This window comes from Rhizobium sp. BR 249, from assembly GCF_047445895.1.
Taxonomy (GTDB): Bacteria; Pseudomonadota; Alphaproteobacteria; order Rhizobiales; family Rhizobiaceae; genus Rhizobium.
The window spans coordinates 62,736-80,884 of sequence record NZ_JARWKX010000016.1 but is presented as its reverse complement, the minus strand read 5'-3'; the positions used below and the strand labels follow the sequence as shown (position 1 = coordinate 80,884).

15 protein-coding genes are annotated in these 18,149 nt (G+C 62.0%); 6 read left to right on the top strand and 9 right to left on the bottom strand.

From position 1 onward, the window contains the following. Positions 1–54: 54 nt before the first annotated feature. Positions 55–891: an SDR family NAD(P)-dependent oxidoreductase gene (locus tag QD408_RS16435; protein ID WP_414140034.1), complete on the top strand. Its 837-nt coding sequence runs from the start codon at positions 55–57 to the stop codon at positions 889–891. Here the strand turns inward: QD408_RS16435 and QD408_RS16430 are convergent, their stop codons facing one another. From QD408_RS16430 to QD408_RS16420, 3 genes are all read right to left on the bottom strand, one after another. Next, positions 892–2,151 (bottom strand): class I SAM-dependent methyltransferase, encoded by a 1,260-nt coding sequence (locus tag QD408_RS16430; protein WP_414140033.1) that lies wholly within the window; start codon positions 2,149–2,151, stop codon positions 892–894. A gap of 176 nt (positions 2,152–2,327) precedes the next feature. Continuing rightward, the gene (locus QD408_RS16425) at positions 2,328–3,776 is read right to left on the bottom strand and encodes a cryptochrome/photolyase family protein (protein WP_414140032.1); all 1,449 of its coding nucleotides are present in this window, start codon (positions 3,774–3,776) and stop codon (positions 2,328–2,330) included. Between the two features lie 150 nt (positions 3,777–3,926). Further along, positions 3,927–4,253, bottom strand: coding sequence for a hypothetical protein (locus tag QD408_RS16420; protein ID WP_414140031.1), 327 nt, complete (start codon positions 4,251–4,253; stop codon positions 3,927–3,929). A gap of 207 nt (positions 4,254–4,460) precedes the next feature. On the opposite strand from QD408_RS16420, the gene QD408_RS16415 reads away from it, so the two are divergent. Continuing rightward, a complete protein-coding gene (locus tag QD408_RS16415) occupies positions 4,461–4,772 on the top strand; it encodes a hypothetical protein (RefSeq protein WP_414140030.1) in 312 nt (103 codons plus the stop codon). Between the two features lie 227 nt (positions 4,773–4,999). After that, positions 5,000–5,677 (top strand): HAD-IA family hydrolase, encoded by a 678-nt coding sequence (locus QD408_RS16410; RefSeq protein WP_414140029.1) that lies wholly within the window; start codon positions 5,000–5,002, stop codon positions 5,675–5,677. A 17-nt stretch (positions 5,678–5,694) separates the two neighbouring features. On the opposite strand, the gene QD408_RS16405 is transcribed toward QD408_RS16410, so the two are convergent. From QD408_RS16405 to QD408_RS16380, 6 genes are all read right to left on the bottom strand, one after another. Further along, positions 5,695–8,352, bottom strand: coding sequence for a molybdopterin-dependent oxidoreductase (locus QD408_RS16405; protein WP_414140028.1), 2,658 nt, complete (start codon positions 8,350–8,352; stop codon positions 5,695–5,697). Beyond that, a complete protein-coding gene (gene nirD / locus QD408_RS16400) occupies positions 8,353–8,697 on the bottom strand; it encodes a nitrite reductase small subunit NirD (protein ID WP_088680971.1) in 345 nt (114 codons plus the stop codon). 10 nt (positions 8,698–8,707) lie between these two features. Next, positions 8,708–11,158 carry a nitrite reductase large subunit NirB gene (nirB, locus tag QD408_RS16395; protein ID WP_414140027.1) on the bottom strand — a complete coding sequence of 817 codons (2,451 nt, stop codon included), beginning with the start codon at positions 11,156–11,158 and terminating at the stop codon, positions 8,708–8,710. A 17-nt stretch (positions 11,159–11,175) separates the two neighbouring features. Next, a complete protein-coding gene (locus QD408_RS16390; RefSeq protein WP_088680969.1) occupies positions 11,176–12,417 on the bottom strand; it encodes an MFS transporter in 1,242 nt (413 codons plus the stop codon). 487 nt (positions 12,418–12,904) lie between these two features. Then, the gene (locus QD408_RS16385; RefSeq protein WP_190237378.1) at positions 12,905–14,188 is read right to left on the bottom strand and encodes a CmpA/NrtA family ABC transporter substrate-binding protein; all 1,284 of its coding nucleotides are present in this window, start codon (positions 14,186–14,188) and stop codon (positions 12,905–12,907) included. A gap of 34 nt (positions 14,189–14,222) precedes the next feature. After that, entirely contained in the window at positions 14,223–14,810 is a 588-nt protein-coding gene (locus QD408_RS16380; protein ID WP_414140026.1) for an ANTAR domain-containing response regulator, read from the bottom strand. A 412-nt stretch (positions 14,811–15,222) separates the two neighbouring features. Between QD408_RS16380 and QD408_RS16375 the strand changes: the two genes are divergently transcribed. From QD408_RS16375 to QD408_RS16365, 3 genes are all read left to right on the top strand, one after another. Further along, complete coding sequence (locus QD408_RS16375) at positions 15,223–15,882, top strand: peroxiredoxin (protein WP_088680966.1); 660 nt, start codon at positions 15,223–15,225, stop codon at positions 15,880–15,882. A gap of 166 nt (positions 15,883–16,048) precedes the next feature. After that, entirely contained in the window at positions 16,049–17,002 is a 954-nt protein-coding gene (locus QD408_RS16370; RefSeq protein WP_414140025.1) for a lytic transglycosylase domain-containing protein, read from the top strand. 100 nt (positions 17,003–17,102) lie between these two features. Then, on the top strand, positions 17,103–18,056 hold the full coding sequence (locus QD408_RS16365; protein WP_088680964.1) for an NAD-dependent epimerase/dehydratase family protein: 954 nt from the start codon (positions 17,103–17,105) through the stop codon (positions 18,054–18,056). Positions 18,057–18,149 lie beyond the last annotated feature (93 nt).

Sequence of the window (18,149 nt, the reverse complement as noted above, 5' to 3'; positions counted from 1 at the left end):
GAGAACTTCCGGACCTGTTTTCGTGTTGATCAAGCAGAGCAGGAGGAACATGTCATGCGTGATTTCATCGCCCGTCCCGAACATGGAATCGTCTGGATCTCGGGCGCGAGTTCCGGCATCGGCCGGGCGCTCGCGCTGACGCTCGCCGCCGAAGGATACAAGGTCGCCGTCACCGCGCGGAGACATGAGGAGTTGGTCGAGCTGCAGGCCGAGGCCAGCGGCCTTTCCGGCAGCATCATCGTGCTCGACGGCGACGTTACCGATGCCGAGGACATGGAACATGTCATGGCCTCCATCGAATACGAGCATGGCACGCTCGCCATGGCGATCTTCAATGCCGGCGTCTATGTGCCTGTTCATGCCGAGGATTTGCACCGCGCCGATTTCGAAAGGAGCTTCGCCGTCAATCTTTCCGGCGTCGTCAACTGCCTGTTGCCGGCGATCCGCCATATGAAGGCGAAAGGGCAGGGACAGATCGCCATCGTCTCCTCCGTCACAGGCTATGGCGGCCTGCCGACGGGTGCTGCCTATGGCGCCACCAAGGCGGCGCTGATCAACATGACCGAGAGCCTGAAATTCGATCTCGACAAGATGGGCATCCGCATCCAGCTCGTCAGCCCGGGTTTCGTCGACACGCCGGCGATGAGGAAAAAAAACGCTTTTCCCATGCCGGCCCTGATATCGGCCGAAGAAGCCGCCCGGCAGATTGCCGCCGGATTGAAATCGCAGGCCTTCGAGATCAGTTTCCCCAAGCGCTTCACCACGCCGCTGAAGCTGGCGCGGCTGCTTCCCTACGGTGCTTACTTCGCGCTCGTGAACCGTATGACCGGCTGGCGGGAACGGCCGGCGGCGACTGGTCGCCATCCGGCGACACCGCATCCGGTGAAATGATCAACGGCGCGAGAACACGACCTGGCGCACATCGATGTTGCGGGCGCGGAAGCCGGCTTCGCAATAGAACAGATAGAATTCCCAGAGCCGCTTGAAGCGATCGTCGAAGCCCATCGGGCGGATGCGTTCCCAGACCGACCAGAACCGCTCGCGCCATTCGGCCAGCGTCCGGGCATAATCGAGCCCGAAGCTGAAGTCCCTGACCAGTGACAGGTCGACCTTGCCGGCGAGGTCGGCGAGATGGTTGCGCGTCGGCAGCATGCCGCCGGGGAAGACATATTTCTGGATGAAATCGGGATTGCTGCGATACTGGTCGAAGGATTCTGCGCTGATCGTGATGATCTGCAGGCCGGCCTTGCCGCCCGGCTTCAGACATTGCCGGAGCTTGGAGAAATAGGACGGCCAGTATTTTTCACCGACCGCCTCGAACATCTCGATCGAAACGATCCGGTCGTAAAGCCCAGCCTCGTCACGATAGTCCTGGAAACGGAATTCGACGCGATCCTCGAGGCCGGCTTTACGGATGCGCTCTTCGGCGAAGGAGAGCTGCTCGCGGCTGATGGTCAGCCCCGTTACCTTGCAGTTCAGCTCGCCGGCGGCGAATTCGGCAAAACCGCCCCAGCCGCAGCCGATCTCCAGCACGTGATCCCCGGGCCTGATGCCGGTCGCCTCGGCGAGCGCGCGGTACTTGGCGTTCTGCGCCGATTGCAGGTCGTTGGCGCCTGTGGAGTAGAGCGCGGAGGAGTACGTCATGCTCGGGTCGAGCCATTGCTTGTAGAAATCGTTGCCGAGATCGTAATGGGCCGAGATGTTGCGCTTGGAGCCCGTCTTGGTGTTGGCGTTCATCCAGTGGCGCACACGCTCGACGAGGCGGCCGACGCCATGCTTGCCATGCGCATAGCTGAACGCGGCCTCGCCGTTGACGAGGAAGAGTTCGAGGAAGGCGGTGATGTCGGGACTGTCCCAGTCGCCGTCCATATAGGTCTCGGCGACCCCGATCGTCCCGCTCGTCAGCGCCCGGTAGGCAAGGTTCCAGTTGTGGAGGCTGAGTGCCGCCTTCGGCCCGGCCTTCTTTCCTTCGATCAGCAGCCTGCGGCCGTCGGGCAGGGTCACGGCAAGCGAACCGTGCTGCATGCGCAGAAGCCCGCGTAGCGCCAGCTTTGCTTTGAACGGCAGACCCTTCACGAGACGGGATATGTTTTCGGCCGTGAGCGTCACCGCGTCCCGGGCCAGCAGATTCCAGTCCTGCGCCTTGCTCATCTTCCTCCTCCAGCATTTTTTGCCGGTTAAGGACGATGACACATCCCTGACGATGTGCTCGGGCGGCCTCCGGCCATTACTTGAACGTTAATGTTATTCCGCTGCGTCCGCAAGTATATGGGGCCGGAGCCGATGACGGTGATCTTCAGCCGAGGCGGAGCGGGACGAAAATTGCTTCATGCGGCATCCCTCGTGGCTTTATAGGCCGCGAGCGCCCGGTCGCGGGCGCGGGCATGATCGACGATCGGTTCAGGATAGGTCTGGCCGAGGATGATGCCGGCCTCGTCGAGTACGCTCTTCGGCGCCTCGAAGGGCCGGTGAATGTATTTTGCCGCAAGTCCTCGAAGTTCCGGCACGTGAGCCCTGACATAATCGCCGGCGGGATCGAATTTTTCCCCCTGCAGCACCGGATTGAAGATGCGGAAGAAAGGCGAGGCGTCCGCTCCCGAGCCCGCCACCCATTGCCAGCTTGCCGCATTGTTAGCCGGGTCGGCATCGACAAGCGTATCCCGAAACCAGGCTTCGCCCCGGCGCCAGTCGATCATCAGGTCCTTGATGAGAAAGGAAGCAGCGATCATGCGCACGCGATTGTGCATCCAGCCGTGGCGCCAGAGCTGGCGCATGCCGGCATCGACGATCGGATAGCCGGTCATGCCGCGCCGCCATGCTTCGAAACCCTCGCCATCATCGCGCCATTCGAAGCCGTCGAAGCGATCGTTCCAGTTGGCCGAGGCAAGTCGCGGGAAATGGAAGAGCAGGTGATAGGAAAATTCGCGCCAGGCGATCTCCTTGCGGAAGTGCACGATGTCGGATGCCGGCACGCGTCTCGACAGGCCGCGCGTCGCATCCCATATGCGGGCAGGGGAAATCTCGCCGAGCGCCAGATGCGGCGACAGCATTGAAGTCGCTTGCTTGGCAGGATAGTCGCGGTTTTCTTTGTAACCGTCGAGAGCTTCCTCCACGAAAGAGCCGAGCCTCTCCTGCGCGCCTTCTTCGCCTGGCGTCCATAGATCGACGAAATCTCTTGCCCAATCCGGCTTCGTCGGCAGCAGCTTCCAGCTTGCCAGGCTTTCCGACGCCGGAAGTTTTGATGCCAGCCGCAGCTTTGATGGCGCGTCCAGCGGCGGCTTCGGTTCGCCGGTCTTCTCCAGCGCCCGCCAGAACGGCGTGTAGACGCGATAGGGGGCGCCGCTGCCGGTCATCAGCCTGGAGGGTTCATGCAGCAACTGACCGCCGAAGCTCCTTGCATCTATCGCCTGCTTTTCCAGCTCGTGCTTGATGCGGATGTCGACGGCGATCCCCGGCGGATCGTAACGCCGGTTCCAAAAGACGGCTTCGGCACCGCTATCCCTGATGATGGTGCAGAGCACCTCCAGCGCCTGGCCGCTTGCAAGGAGCAGTCGTCCGCCCCGCTTGAGCAGCGACCCGTCGAGTGCTTCGAGCGAATGGTGCAGCCACCATGCCTGGGCAGCGCCGAGCGGAGCGGCGCCTGTTTCGGCTTCTCTGATAAAAAGCGGGATGACCGGCCGCCCCGAGAGGTGGGCAGCGTTGAGAGCTTGGTTGTCGTCAAGGCGCAAGTCATTGCGAAACCAGAGAATAACCGGTTTTGACCCGTCCTTTGCCAATGAAGCCGTTCCCCCTATTTGTGCGACATCCTACGGATGTACGGAACGCCCGGATCAAAAGTTTCATCCGGAACGACGTTCTTCATCACCGTCACGACGGAAAAAAGGCCGGCGTGAACCGGCCTTTTACGCAAGCGAAGGTCGGCTTGCTCAGTTGTCGTATTCGCGGCAGGCTTCGCTGATCGATGCGCCGCTCTGGCCGCCGCGCGTGTCGACGCCCGACATCTGCTGGGGCATGCCAGGGCATTCCATCGCCTGCGGTCGGCCGATGCTCTGTGTCGTCATCGGATCGACCGGGGCGACACGCACCGGATACATGCCGTTGTCATCATTGGTGTAATCGGATGAATAGTTACCCGAACTCGGATCGGTCGAGCCGCCATTCGTCGGCCCGATGGGATCCGGGTTCGACTGGGCAAAGGCTGACGATGCCATGCCGATCGCGAGCAGCGAAGCGGCAATAAGGGATTTGGTCATAAGGATATCCTCCTTTGATTTTCATCTGGGATGACCTTTGGGTAACTGCCCCTCGGAATCATTGTTCCGAAATTTCTGAAAAACCTGCGCTGGTGCCCGCATGCCGGCGCATGGTTAGGCGTAAACCTTAACGGGTGAAGCCGCTGGATCGGCGCTGTCGCCTGCCTTAGTGGCATGACAGAACCCAATCCGCAGCATGAGGCCGCAATGTTCGTTTCCCTGCGCGAGGCCGCAGATCTCTGTCTCCAGATCGCCCTTGCCATCGCCTTTACGGCAAGCGGCATGGCGATCGCCTCATGTGCCTTGGGCGGCGAAAAGGCCGGCATATCGGCGCTCGATGTCAGCCGCCCCTCGCTTTGGACCGCCGTCCCCATGCGTGTCGATCCGGTCGCGCAGGCCTATCTGCGCGCCGATGCTCCCGCCGAACTGGAACTTGCCGCTGGCGCCGATGAACTGTGTCACGACCAGATTGGCTTGCGCCTCTCCTGCGACCTGATCGCCACCGGCACAGCCTTTTAGGCGCCCTCAGCGCCACAGCTATAGCGACTATGAGGCGTTGGGCTCGCCGGCCCGACGAAGTGGGTACGCTCGCTGACGGGTTCGCTGAAGCTGCTGCGTTGATGAATGTCTCCGGATGGAGATATGGCTGGCATCTCCGGGCGAAAGCTTGCAAACGGCAATGATTTACCGTTTGATCGGGCGATAGTGACATTCATCCGATGCTCTTCCCTAAAAAGGATCCGCCTTTGTCCCTGCCGATGCCCCGCGGCTTCGAGAAGCCTTATGCCGCCTTCCTGTTCGATATGGACGGCACCATCCTCAACTCGATCCGTGCGGCTGAACGCGTGTGGAGCGACTGGGCAAGACGCCATGGCCTCGATGTCGTGGACTTTTTGCCGAAGATGCACGGCTCGCGCGGCATCGATACGATCACCCGGCTGAACCTGCCCGGGGTCGATCCCGAACACGAAGCAAGACTGGTGACAGAGGCTGAGATCGCCGATGTCGGCGATGTCGTTGCCATTCCGGGGGCAGCGGCATTCCTGAGTTCGCTGCCGCCGGATCGCTGGGCGATTGTCACGTCCTCGCCCTTGCGCCTTGCCCGCCGGCGGCTGGAAGCGGCAGGCCTGCCGCAGCCGAAATTCATGGTGACGGCGGAGGACGTGAAGGCCGGAAAACCCGATCCGCAATGTTACATTCTGGGCGCTGAACGCCTGGGTGTCAGGACGCGCGATTGCCTGGTGTTCGAAGACGTCGCCGCCGGAATTGCAGCCGGCGAGGCGGCCGGCGCCGATGTCATGGTCGTCACGGCAACCCATCAGCACGAGATGGAGACGGCCCATCCGACCCTCTCGTCCTATGACAAGTTTTCCGTCCGCATTGACGCCGATCGTAAAATGCTGATCGTCTCGAACGCGGCCTGACGGCAGGCCGCGCGGTTTCACTCCGCGGCCGCGGCAAGACAGCGATCGATGATCCTGCCGATTTCGCTGCGGCAGGAGCCGCAATTGGTTCCAGCGCTCGTTTCCTTGCCGACCGCTTCGACGCTGTGGCATCCGCCGCGCACGGCGGCGGCGATCTGATTGACCCCGACGCTGAAGCACGAGCAGACGGTCGCACCCGGATCCGGCCTGCCGGCCCCGGGACGGCCTGCGACGAGCGCGAAGCGCTTCCTGAGGTCGCCATGAGAGATGGTAAGCTGCGAGATCGCCCAGTTGCGCGCGACGGCGACCGGTTCGCGTGCGAGGAACAGCGCGGCAAGCAGGGTCTCGCCATCGAAGAAGGCAAGCCTGAGGTCGCCGGATTGCCGATCGGCATAGCCGAGCGGCTCGATTTCATCAGGAATGGCAAAGACCGCGCGGCACCAGGCTACCCAGTCTTCGACGGCTTCGCTGAAAGCAAGCTCCAGCCGCCAGCCGCCGACAGCTTTGGCCAGCGCCCAATAGCCGGCGTCGGACATAGCAGGTTTTACGGCCGAGACGGCGAAACCGTAATGGGTGGCGCCAAAGGGGCGAATGGCGACGGCGACGTTCTTCGAGGCCGGCTGACCGGAAAAGGGGTCGGTGATCGGTGCGACCAAAGCGTCGATCCGCGCTTTTGCCGCGAACTGATCGTTCCAGTGCATCGGCGTAAAGATGCCGCCACGCGCCTGGCGATCGGTCACTAGGGCGCGGACGACAGCCTTGCCATGGGAGCTTTCGATCTCGACGAGACCGGCGCTTGATATGCCGTTCTCCATCGCGTCGCGAGGATGGATTTCCGCGAAAGGCTCGGCGATATGGGCCGAGAGCCGCGCGCTCTTTCCGGTCCGCGTCATCGTGTGCCACTGATCGCGGATGCGCCCGGTATTCATCGTGAAGGGGAAATCGGCATTGGTGCGATCTGTTGCGGGCGGCTGCACCGCGACGAAGCGCGCCTTGCGGTCGGGATGGAAGAAGCCGCCTTCGGCGAAGAAACGGGTGACGCCGGGTGCGGCTCCTGCCGGCTGCGGCCACTGGAAAGGTGAAAGCTCGTCATAGGCGCCGCCGGCAATATCGGCGCGGGCGCCGATGTCGAAATCGCGGCTGCCGTCATTTTCGAAGGCGGAGAGGGCGGCATGTTCCGCAAAGATCCCGACCGGCGCATCGAAGTCGAAGGCGTCGGCGAATCCCATGCGGCGGGCGACTTCCGCAAGCTGCCACCAATCGGCCTTTGCATCGCCGGGGACGTCAAGGAATGGCCGCTGCCGTGAGATGCGCCGCTCGGAATTGGTGACGGTGCCGTCCTTCTCGCCCCAGCCGAGCGAGGGTAGAAGCACATGCGCGTGCCGGGTCGTATCCGTCTCTTTCAGGATGTCGGATACGACGACGAAGGGACAGGCGGCGATCGCGCTTTCGACGCTGTCGGCATCCGGCATCGAGACGACGGGATTGGTGGCCATGACCCAGAGCGCCTTGATGCGCCCGTCGGCGACCGCGCGGAACATGTCGACCGCCTTCAGGCCGGGCTTGGCGGCGATGACCGGCGAGTTCCAGAAGCGCTGCACACGGTCGCGATCCTCAGGATTCTCGATCGCCATATGGGCGGCGAGCATGTTGGCAAGGCCGCCGACCTCGCGGCCGCCCATGGCGTTCGGCTGGCCGGTCAGCGAGAACGGTCCCATGCCCGGCCGGCCGATGCGGCCGGTCGCGAGATGACAGTTGAGGATCGCATTGACCTTGTCGGTGCCGGAGGAGGACTGGTTGACGCCCTGGCTGTAGCAGGTCACGACTTTCTCGGTCGTCTCGAACAGCCGGAAAAATTCCCGGATCTGCATGGCCGGCAGGCCGGTCCGTTCCAGGAGATCGTTGATATCGAGCGTTGTGGCGGCCGCAAAAGCTTCGGCGAAACCTTCCGTATGGGCAGCGATATAGTTCTGGTCGATGGCCGGGCTCGTTGCGAGATGGGCAAGCAGTCCCATGAACAGCGCGACGTCGCCATCCGGGCGGATTGCCAGATGCAGGTCAGCGATATCGCATGTCATCGTTCGGCGCGGATCGATGACGACGATCCGCATGCTTGGCCGCGCCGCCTTTGCGGCTGCAAGCCGCTGGTAGATGACGGGATGGCACCAGGCAAGGTTGGAACCGGTCAGGACCACCAGATCCGCCAGTTCGATATCCTCATAGGTGCCGGGCACCGTATCGGCGCCGAAGGCGCGGCGATGCCCCGCCACGGAGGAGGACATGCAGAGCCGCGAGTTGGTGTCGATGTTGGCCGAGCCGATGAAACCCTTCATCAGCTTGTTGGCGAGGTAATAATCTTCGGTCAGCAACTGGCCCGAGACGTAGAAGGCAACCGAATCCGGCCCGTATTTGGCGATCGTTTCGGAAAAACGCCGGGCAACGAGATCAAGCGCCTCGTCCCAGCCGCTCTTTTCGCCTGATATTTCGGGGTAGAGAAGCCGGCCGTCGAGATCGATCGTCTCGGCAAGCGCCGAGCCCTTCGAGCAGAGCCGGCCGAAATTCGACGGATGCTCGGGATCGCCCTTGACGCTGACCGTGCCGGCCTCGTCGACCGTGGCGAGCACGCCGCATCCGACGCCGCAGTAGGGACAGGTGGTCTTGACCTCTGTCGTCATCTATTCCGCCGCCATCATCAGGCTTTCGAGCGCGATGAAGAGGGCGCCGTCTTCATTGCGGATCGGTATGGTCCGCACCGCGCCCTCGTCGGCGCCGAGCGCCTTGCCGGTTTCGAGAGAGATCACCCAGTTGTGCAGCGGGCAGGTGACGGCCTTGGCATGCACGATGCCCTGGGAGAGCGGGCCGCCCTTGTGCGGGCAGTGATCCTCAATGGCGAAGACCTCGTTTTCGGCCGTGCGGAAGACGGCGATCTTGCCCTGCGGCGTCTTCACGCAGCGCGCGCCGCGCAGCGGGATGTCGGAGATGTCACCGATCGGATGCCAGTTTTCATTGGGCCAGGTCATATCAATCTCCTTACTCGGCAGCCTGCGGATAGCCGACCGTCGCCATCGGCTTGAATTCATGCTTGTCCTTGCCGGAAACGCGCTCCGACCAGGGATCGACCTGTGCGAATTTCTGGCTGAAGACGAAGCGGTCGTAATAGGCTTTGCGCTTCTCGCCGTCGTCCATGATCTGGCGGCGGATTTCATCGAGGCCGACGCGCTTGGCCCACTTGTAGATGCGCTCGAGGTAGCGGGCCTGCTCGCGGTACATCTGCGTCAAAGCCACGATATGCTCCAGCGCTTCGTCCTCGCTCTTCACGAGGCCGAGCACCTCAGTGCCCTTGATGTCGAGACCGGCAGCGCCTGCGAAATGGATCTCGAAACCGGAATCGACGCAAATGACCCCGATATCCTTGCAGGTGGCCTCGGCGCAGTTTCGCGGACAGCCGGAGACGGCCATCTTGAGCTTGGCCGGCGTCCAGGAACCCCACATGAATTTCTCGATGCGGATGCCGAGCCCGGTGGAATCCTGCGTGCCGAAGCGGCACCAGTCGGAGCCGACACAGGTCTTCACCGTGCGCAGGCCCTTGGCATAGGCTTGCCCTGAGATGAAGCCAGCCTTGCCGAGGTCGGCCCAGACGGCGGGCAGATCTTCCTTCTCGATGCCGAGCAGGTCGATGCGCTGGCCGCCCGTCACCTTGACCAGCGGGATCTCGAACTTGTCGACGACATCGGCGATGGCGCGAAGCTCGTTCGAATTGGTGACGCCGCCCCACATGCGGGGAACGACGGAATAGGTGCCGTCCTTCTGAATGTTGGCATGCACACGCTCATTGATGAAGCGCGACTGGTAGTCGTCGGCATATTCGTCCGGCCAGTCGCAGACGAGGTAATAGTTGAGCGCCGGCCGGCATTTGGCGCAGCCGCAGGAGGTCTTCCATTCCAGCTCCTGCATGACGGCCGGAATGGTCTTCAGCCCCTTCGCCTTGATCAGCCGGCGGACATCGTCATGGCCGAGTTCGGTGCAGTTGCACATCGGCTGCACGGCAGCCGGATTGTAGCTGTCGCCGAGCGTCAGCGCCATCAACTGCTCGACGAGGCCGGTGCAGGAGCCGCACGAGGCGGATGCCTTGGTATGGGCGCGCACGTCATCGAGCGACGTCAGCCCCTTGCTGGTGATGGTCGAGGTGATCTTACCCTTGCAGACGCCGTTGCAGCCACAGATCTCCGCGTCATCCGGCAAGGCTGCAACGGCCGCCATAGGGTCCAGCGGCGACCCTCCCTGATAGGCCTGTCCGAAGATAAGCGTCTCGCGCATCTCGGAAATGTCGGTGGCCTTCTTCTTCAGATCGTTGAACCAGGCGCCATCGGCGGTTTCGCCGTAAAGCACGGTGCCGATGATCTTGTTGTCCTTCAGCACCAGGCGCTTGTAGACGCCGGCGCTGGCATCGCGCAGCACGATCTCCTCGCGGTCGTCGCCATCGGCGAAATCGCCGAGCGAATAGAGCTCGATGCCGGTGACCTTGAGTTTGGTTGGCGTGTCCGCGTGGACGAAGGCCGGCGAGCGATCGCCGGAGAGATGCGCGGCGGCGATACGGGCCATTTCATAGAGCGGCGCGACGAGGCCGTAGACCATGCCGCCCACCTCGGCGCATTCGCCGAGCGCCAGGATATCGCCATCCGAAGTCTGCATGCCGGCATCGACGACGATGCCGCGATTGACCGCAAGGCCGGCGTCTTTCGCCAGGCCGACACTCGGGCGAATGCCGACTGCCATCACGACGAGCGTTGCCGGGATGATGCGGCCGTCGTCGAGTTCGATGCCCTCGACCTTGCCGTTGCCGATGATCGCCTTGGTGTTGGCCTTGCAGATCACCTTGATGCCGCGTTCCTCGACCGCTTTCTGCAGGAGATAGCCGGCTGCCGGATCGAGCTGGCGCTCCATCAGCGTCGGCATGACGTGCAGTACGGTGACGTCCATGCCGCGCTGGGCAAGGCCGGCCGCCGCCTCAAGGCCGAGCAGGCCGCCGCCGATGACGACTGCCTTTTCACGCGACTGGGCGGCAAGCAGCATGGCCTGCACGTCGTCGAGGTCGCGATAGGTGATGACGCCGGGCAGGTCCTTGCCGGGAACCGGGATGATGAAGGGCACGGAGCCGGTGGCGATCACCAGCTTGTCGTAGCTTTCGGTGACGCCATGGTCTGACGTGACGGTCTTGGCGTCACGGTCGATGTTGATGATCCTATGGCCTTTGTAGAGCGTGATGCCGTGCTTGATATACCAGCCGTCACCATGAATGATGATCTGCTCGTAGTCCTTTTCGCCCGAGAGAACAGGCGACAGCATGATGCGGTCGTAGTTGACGCGCGGCTCGGCATTGAAGATCGTAACTTCATAGCGACCGGGCGACTGCTCGAAGAGGTGCTCCAGCATGCGCCCCGGGGCCATGCCATTGCCGATGATGACGAGTTTTTCAGTCATATGTCCAAGTCCTTGGATTAGGTTGCAGCCACGGGCGCCGAGTGCGCCCGGCGCGACAGTTGCTTGACGGACAGGTGCATCCAGATGAGCGAGATGGCGACGATTGCGAAGAGCAGCAGGAAGCAGCTGGACCAGAGGCCGGTCATGTCCTTCAGGAGGCCGAAGGCGATCGGCAGGATGAAGCCGCCGAGGCCGCCCATCATCCCGACGACGCCGCCGACGGCGCCGACGCTTTCAGGGTAGTAGGCCGGAATGTGCTTGTAGACGGCAGCCTTGCCGAGGCTCATGAAGAAGCCGAGCACGAAGATGACGACGATGAAGACCACAGGCGTGATGGTCGAAGCCGGCAGCGACAGGACGAGCGTGGCGACCGCCGACACGGCAAACATCGCATACATGACGCTGCGCGCGCCCTTCTTGTCCGACAGCACGCCGCCGAAGGCGCGGAAGATGCTGCCCGGAATGGAGTAGGCGGCTGCGACCATGCCGGCGGTTTCCAGGTTGAAGCCGTAGACGCCGACCAGATAGCGCGGCAGCCACAAGGACAGGGCGACGAAGCCTCCGAAGGCGAAGAAATAGTAGAGCGAGAAGCGCCAGACCTGAACGTTCTGCAGCGGTGCGAATTCCTGGGCAAGGCTCTTGGAAGCGGCGCCGCGTTCGCGGCGAAGACGGAAAGCCGGATCATCGGTCGTGGTGAACCAGAAGACGATCGCCATCAGCGCGAGGCCAACGGCCCAGATCTGCGCGACCGCCTGCCAGCCCCATGCGATCAGCACGAAGGGAGCGGCGAATTTGGTCACGGCTGCGCCGACATTGCCGGCGCCGAAGACGCCGAGCGCGGTTCCCTGCTTCTCCGCAGGGAAGAAGGGCGAGACATAGGCGACGCCGACTGCAAAGGAGCCGCCGGCAAGGCCGACGCCGAGGCCGGCGATCAGCATCTGCGGATAGGTTTGAGCGTAGGAGAGAAGAAAGGTCGCCAGGGCGGCGGAAAGCATGGTCAGCGTGTAGACGAGACGGCCGCCGTAGCGCCCCGTCCAGATGCCGAGGACGATGCGCACGAGCGAACCGGTCAGCACGGGTGTGCCGACCAGCAATCCGAATTCGGCTTCGTTCAAACCGAGGTCCTGCTTGATGCGAATGCCGATGATCGCGAAGATCGTCCAGACGGCAAAACAGAGGGTGAAAGCAAGAGTGGAGATCCACAATGCTTTGGCTGGTTCGCCGGCAGACATGGGCTGCGCTTTCTCGATGACAGACATGGCTTCTCCGTGGCCCGACAAGGTCGTGCCGATCCATTGCTGAGGGTTAAAACAAAAAGCCGCTGATCAGGATGCGCTTGCACGAGGCGCGCGAATTATCCTGATCAGCGGCTTTGCTGGTGGCGCCCGCCGTTGGGCGCCCAATCATTGGCCTTCCGGCCTATCTATCTCAATGCAATCCCGATGCCGGGTTGCCGAACATTTGATCCATTGCGACTTACCTTCGCGTCGCAGCGTAACTCCCGTGTCCCTTATGGGCGCTTTCGCGTGCCCATTCTGCGCCGATCGCCGTTGATCCGTGCAGTATTATCAAAGCAAGCCCCGTGCCAATTCTCTTGAATTTTTGCAATCAATTGAAATCAAAGGATTTTCTGGCAAACTGCTTCCTGCCTGTTTTTCATGCTGGCGGTAGGTGTGCAAATCTTTTGTGCGCCGCGGTAGGGCGAGTGCCGATCGTTGCTGGCGTTTTGTGCAGACCGGCCCGGCATCAGATTTCGTCGCTGCCGGGGGTGAAGGACAGGGCGCTCCTGACGGCAAAGCCTGCGACGTAACCCGGCAGCTCTGTGGGATCGAAGACCTTGCCGTCCATGAAGCGGTCGCCCTCTTCGCTGCCCTCGATGCGGATATCGGCGTCATCGGGTGCGTTCTTGTCGCCGAGAGCTGCACGGTAGAGATCCGGACGGTAGGCGGACGTCGCGGCCCGTGCCTTGTTGAGGCTGGTCTCCGCCTGTCCCCAGCGGATCATCTGACTGTAGATCCACAAGGCATGGCTCGGTCTTGGATAATTGGCGAAGCCGGCATGGAACTGGAAATAATCCGGGATGACGCGCCGGTTGCTCTTGGCGTCGAGGCTGAATTCGCCGGCGAGCACGCGGCGGATGATGTCGACCGGGGCGGCGATATAGCGGGGGTCGGCAAGCGCTGCCGCCAGCGCGTCGTGATTCTCCGACCGGTCGCACCAGCGGGCCGCCGCATCGAGCGCCACGATCAGCCGGGAAACGGTTTCCGGATGGCTTTCCGTCCAATCCGGCCGCATTCCGATCACCTTTTCCGGAGCCGAAGGCCAGATGTCCTGTTTGGCGGCGACGATACGGCCGAGGCCCCGCTCCGAGGCGACCATGTTCCACGGAGCGCCGACGCAGAATCCGTCGATCGCGCCGGCCGCCAGCGCATCCGAAGTCATGGGCGGCGGTACGACGACCAGCTTGACGTCCCTGTCGGGATCGATGCCGCCGGCTGCCAGCCAGTAACGGAATTCGTAATTGTGCGAGGAGAAGGGATACGTAACCCCGAAGGTCGGCATCGGCTCTCCGCGCGCCTTCATTGCCGCCAGTACCGTTGCCAGCGCACGGGCATTGTCGAGGGCGTTTGCCGCTTCCGCCAATCCGGCCTCATTCCGCATCCGATCGAAAAGCCGCGCCGACAGCGTGATCGCGTTACCGCCGCGGCCCAGCGAGAAGGGCGTAATCGTCGGCGAGGGATTGGAGCCGAGGCCAAGCATGGAAGCGACGGGCATCGGCGACAGCATATGAGCGATATCGAATTGACGGAACGCCAGCCGATCGCGAACATTCGCCCAGGAGACGTCCTTGACGAGATCGAGCGTCAGGCCTTCCTTCCTGATAAATCCGAATTCCACCGCAGCGATCAGCACCGATGCATCGACGAGCGGAATGAAGCCCGCCCGCAGCACTTTCGACCCTTCACTGTTCACACGTGCGGGCGAGGGCAGCCCGCCGCTGAAATTGGCGGTATTAGTCATCATATCCACTCCGGTTTCCTCCGGAAATTCGCCAGTTCGGTCATCACATCAGAAGTCCCGCGGCGGTGACGACGCTCTGGGCAATTTCCGACATCTTCTTCTTTTCGTTCATCGCCGTCTGGCGCAGCAGGGCGAAGGCCTCCTCTTCGGACAGGCCGCGCATCTTCATGAGTATGCCCTTGGCGCGCTCGATCAGCTTGCGTTCCTCAAGCGCCGAGCGGGCATCTGCGAGTTCCCGCCGCAGCCGGCTGAAGGCGTTGAAGCGGCTGACGGCCATGTCGAGGATCGGCTTGACGCGTTCCTTCTTCAAGCCGTCGACGATATAGGCCGAGACACCGGCATCGACGGCGGCCTCGATCGAGGCCGTATCGGAGCGATCGACGAACATGGCGATCGGCCGGCTGACCGTGCGCGTCAGCTGGAACAGATGCTCCATCATGTCGCGGTTGGGGTTCTCGATATCGATGATGATCACGTCGGGCATCAGCGTTTCGATGATTCGAGCGATCCCGTTTACCTCGTGCACCACGGTGACGCGCACATGCCCTGCCTCGCGCAGTCCTTCCTCGATGATGGAAGCGCGGATGGCATTTTCGTCGATCACCAGTATTGTCAGATCGCGGTGCGTCATCGTCTATTTATGACGCGCTGCAGCAATTTTGGCAAGGCATAAGCCTGAAAATTGTGCACAAATAGATATGCCTAAAAATTAATCGATATGCCGCAGTTTCAGGCGCACGGCAAAGCCGGAATTCTTCACCGTGCTGTCGGCACTTGTCCTGAGCTTGGCGTGATGGCGGTGCTAAGTTGCCTCTTCGATCGCGCATCTGCCGGAAAAATAATGCCGCAGCAGCCCGGAAATCGAAAGAGCATGCCTTCGGTTATCGTGATATATAATCTAGTTAAAATCCTGGAATGGGAAGTTTAACCGTCGGTTGGCGCTTGCCTTGATGATTGCATCCTCGCGACCGCTTCCGGCGGATGGTCCCATGGCCTCGATTTGAGATGAACGAGATTTAACACAAGGCTTTGGAGGGCCGACCATGAGCTTGCGTATCAACGATATTGCCCCCGATTTTACCGCCGACACCACGCAGGGACCAATCAGCTTCCACGATTGGATCGGCAACGGCTGGGCCGTCCTGTTCTCCCACCCGAAGAATTTCACGCCCGTCTGCACGACGGAGCTCGGCGCGATGGCCGGCCTTGCGGGGGAATTTTCCAAGCGTGGCGCCAAGATCATCGGCATCTCCGTCGATCCCGTCGAAAGCCATGCCAAGTGGAAGGGCGACATCAAGACGGCAACCGGCTTCGACGTCGAATATCCGCTGATCGGCGACAAGGACCTCAAGGTCGCCAAGCTCTACGACATGCTGCCGGCCGGCGCCGGCGACAGCTCCGAAGGCCGCACGCCTGCCGACAATGCGACGGTGCGTTCGGTTTTCATCATCGGCCCGGATAAGAAGATCAAGCTGATCCTGACCTACCCGATGACGACGGGCCGGAATTTCAACGAGATCCTGCGCGCCATCGATTCCATCCAGCTGACGGCCAAGCATCAGGTGGCGACGCCGGCGAACTGGAACCAGGGCGAGGACGTCATCATCACTGCCGCCGTTTCCAACGAAGACGCGATCACGCGGTTCGGCTCCTTCGATACGGTTCTGCCCTATCTCAGGAAGACGAAGCAGCCGACGGCCTGATCGTTGGTTCAAGCTGTTCCTCAAGCCGCCGCGGCCATATGGTCCGGCGGCTTTTTCGTATCAGCTTGAATTCAGGCGCAGATATGGAATTGGGGAAGCGTCGAGACGTCATCGATGCTATCTAGGATTCAGCGTCGCGATGGAAGGTCGAACCTGCTGAGATCCGATGAGAGGGCGAAAGCGTCAGTCCGGCATTGGGAGAAGATCGGCGAAGGCCCTGCTTTCGCTCTGCCTCCTATTTTCTCAGGACACGGGAAAGGCCCAGCCGGAAGGCGGCGATGCGTCGCCGGCCTGTCTCTATTCGGGGCCTTCGGCGTCGGCATCGGGCGAGACGCTCTGTATCCGCAAGGAGAGCTTCAATTACGATCTCTGCGTGGCGATCGAGCATTTCGCCGAGGCCAATCAATTGCCGCCGGATTATTTTGCCCGTCTCATCTGGCGGGAGAGCACCTTTCGCCCCGATGCGGTCAGCATCAAAGGCGCGCAGGGGATTGCACAGTTCATGCCGGGAACGGCAAAGCTCCGCGGCCTCGAAGACAGCTATCAGGTGTTGGAAGCGCTCAGGAAATCGGCGCAATATCTCGATGAATTGCGCAACCGTTTCGGCAATCTCGGCCTTGCCGCCGCTGCTTACAATGCCGGCGAAAGCGGTCTCGCCTCCTATCTTACGTCAGGAAGATTACCTTACGAGACGCGCAGCTATGTCGTGGCGATCACGGCGCACACGGTCGAGGAATGGAAGGATAACCCGCCGGAAGAAGCGGCTGCCCCGCTCGACAAGGACAAGTCCTTCCTCGACAGCTGCGTGGCGCTTGCCGAAAGGCGGACTTTGAGAGACGCGCCCTGGCGTCCGGAAGGCGATTGGGCTCCGTGGGGCGTCCAGCTTGCGGCGCATGCCGATGTCGCGATGGCCCGGCGCCTGTTCCTCGATGCCGTGCAGGATCTGCCCGCGCCCTTGAATGCGGAGCAGCCGCTGATTCTCCGCCAGCGCGACCGCAGCTTCGGTTTTCGCCCGCGTTATGTTGCCCGCATCGCCAGGCAGACACGCGTGGAAGCCAATGACGTCTGCACCCAGATCCGCAAGCGTGGCGGCACCTGCCTCGTATTTAAGAATAGATAGCGCTGCCGTTCCACCCGTTTCCGATGACGAAATGTCTCCTTGCAGAACCGCGCAGCCACGCCACATATTCGACGCGGATCATGCCAAGGGAGGAATGGTGATGCGGGTTTTGGTAATCGGAGCGACGGGCCATGTCGGCACCTATCTCGTGCCCCGCCTGGTCGAGGCAGGTCACGAGGTCATCACCATCAGCCGCGGCGCGGCGAAGCCCTATACGGCAAACCGCGCCTGGGCCTCTGTCGATCAGCGGCAGATGGATCGGGCGGCAATGGAGCGGACCGGTGAATTTGGCCCGGCCGTACGCGGAGTGAAAGCCGATATCGTCATCGACATGATCTGCTTCACGCTGGAAAGCGCAAAACAGCTGGTGACGGCGCTGTCAGGCCATGTTGGCCATTTCCTGCATACCGGCACGATCTGGACGCATGGCTACCCCGTGGCCGTGCCGACGAGGGAAGATGCGCCGAAGTCTCCCTTCGGTGACTATGGCGTTCAGAAGGCGGCGATCGAGGCCTATCTGCTGCAGCAGGCAAGACTTCAGGCATTTCCCGCGACCATCATTCATCCCGGCCACATCGTCGGCCCCGGATGGGCGCCGCTCAATCCGGCCGGCAATTTCAACCTGCAGGTTTTTTCCACCCTTGCCCGGGGCGAGACGCTGGCTCTGCCCAATTTCGGCCTGGAGACCGTTCATCACGTCCATGCCGACGACGTGGCCGCCATGTTCATGGGTGCGATCGCCAATTGGAATGCCTCGACCGGCGAGAGTTTCCATGCGGTTTCGGAGCAGGCGCTGACACTTCGCGGCTACGCGGAGGCCATGTCGCGATGGTTCGGGCACGAGCCGAAGCTCACCTTCTCGCCATTCGATCACTGGGCCGAAGGCCAGGTGGCCGAGGATGCGGAAGCGACATGGGAGCATATCGCCCGCAGCCCGAATTGCTCGATTGCCAAAGCCGGCCGCTTGTTAGGCTATACCCCGAGATATACATCCCTGCAGGCGGTGCAGGAGTCGGTCGGCTGGCTCGTCGGGCAGGGGCGGATCGAGACCTAAAGCATGTCGCGCAAAAGTGTGCAGCGGTTTTGCGGCAACGACATGCGTAAAACAAGGACCTAAAGCGCAAGGAGCGAATCAGAAAGATCGCGA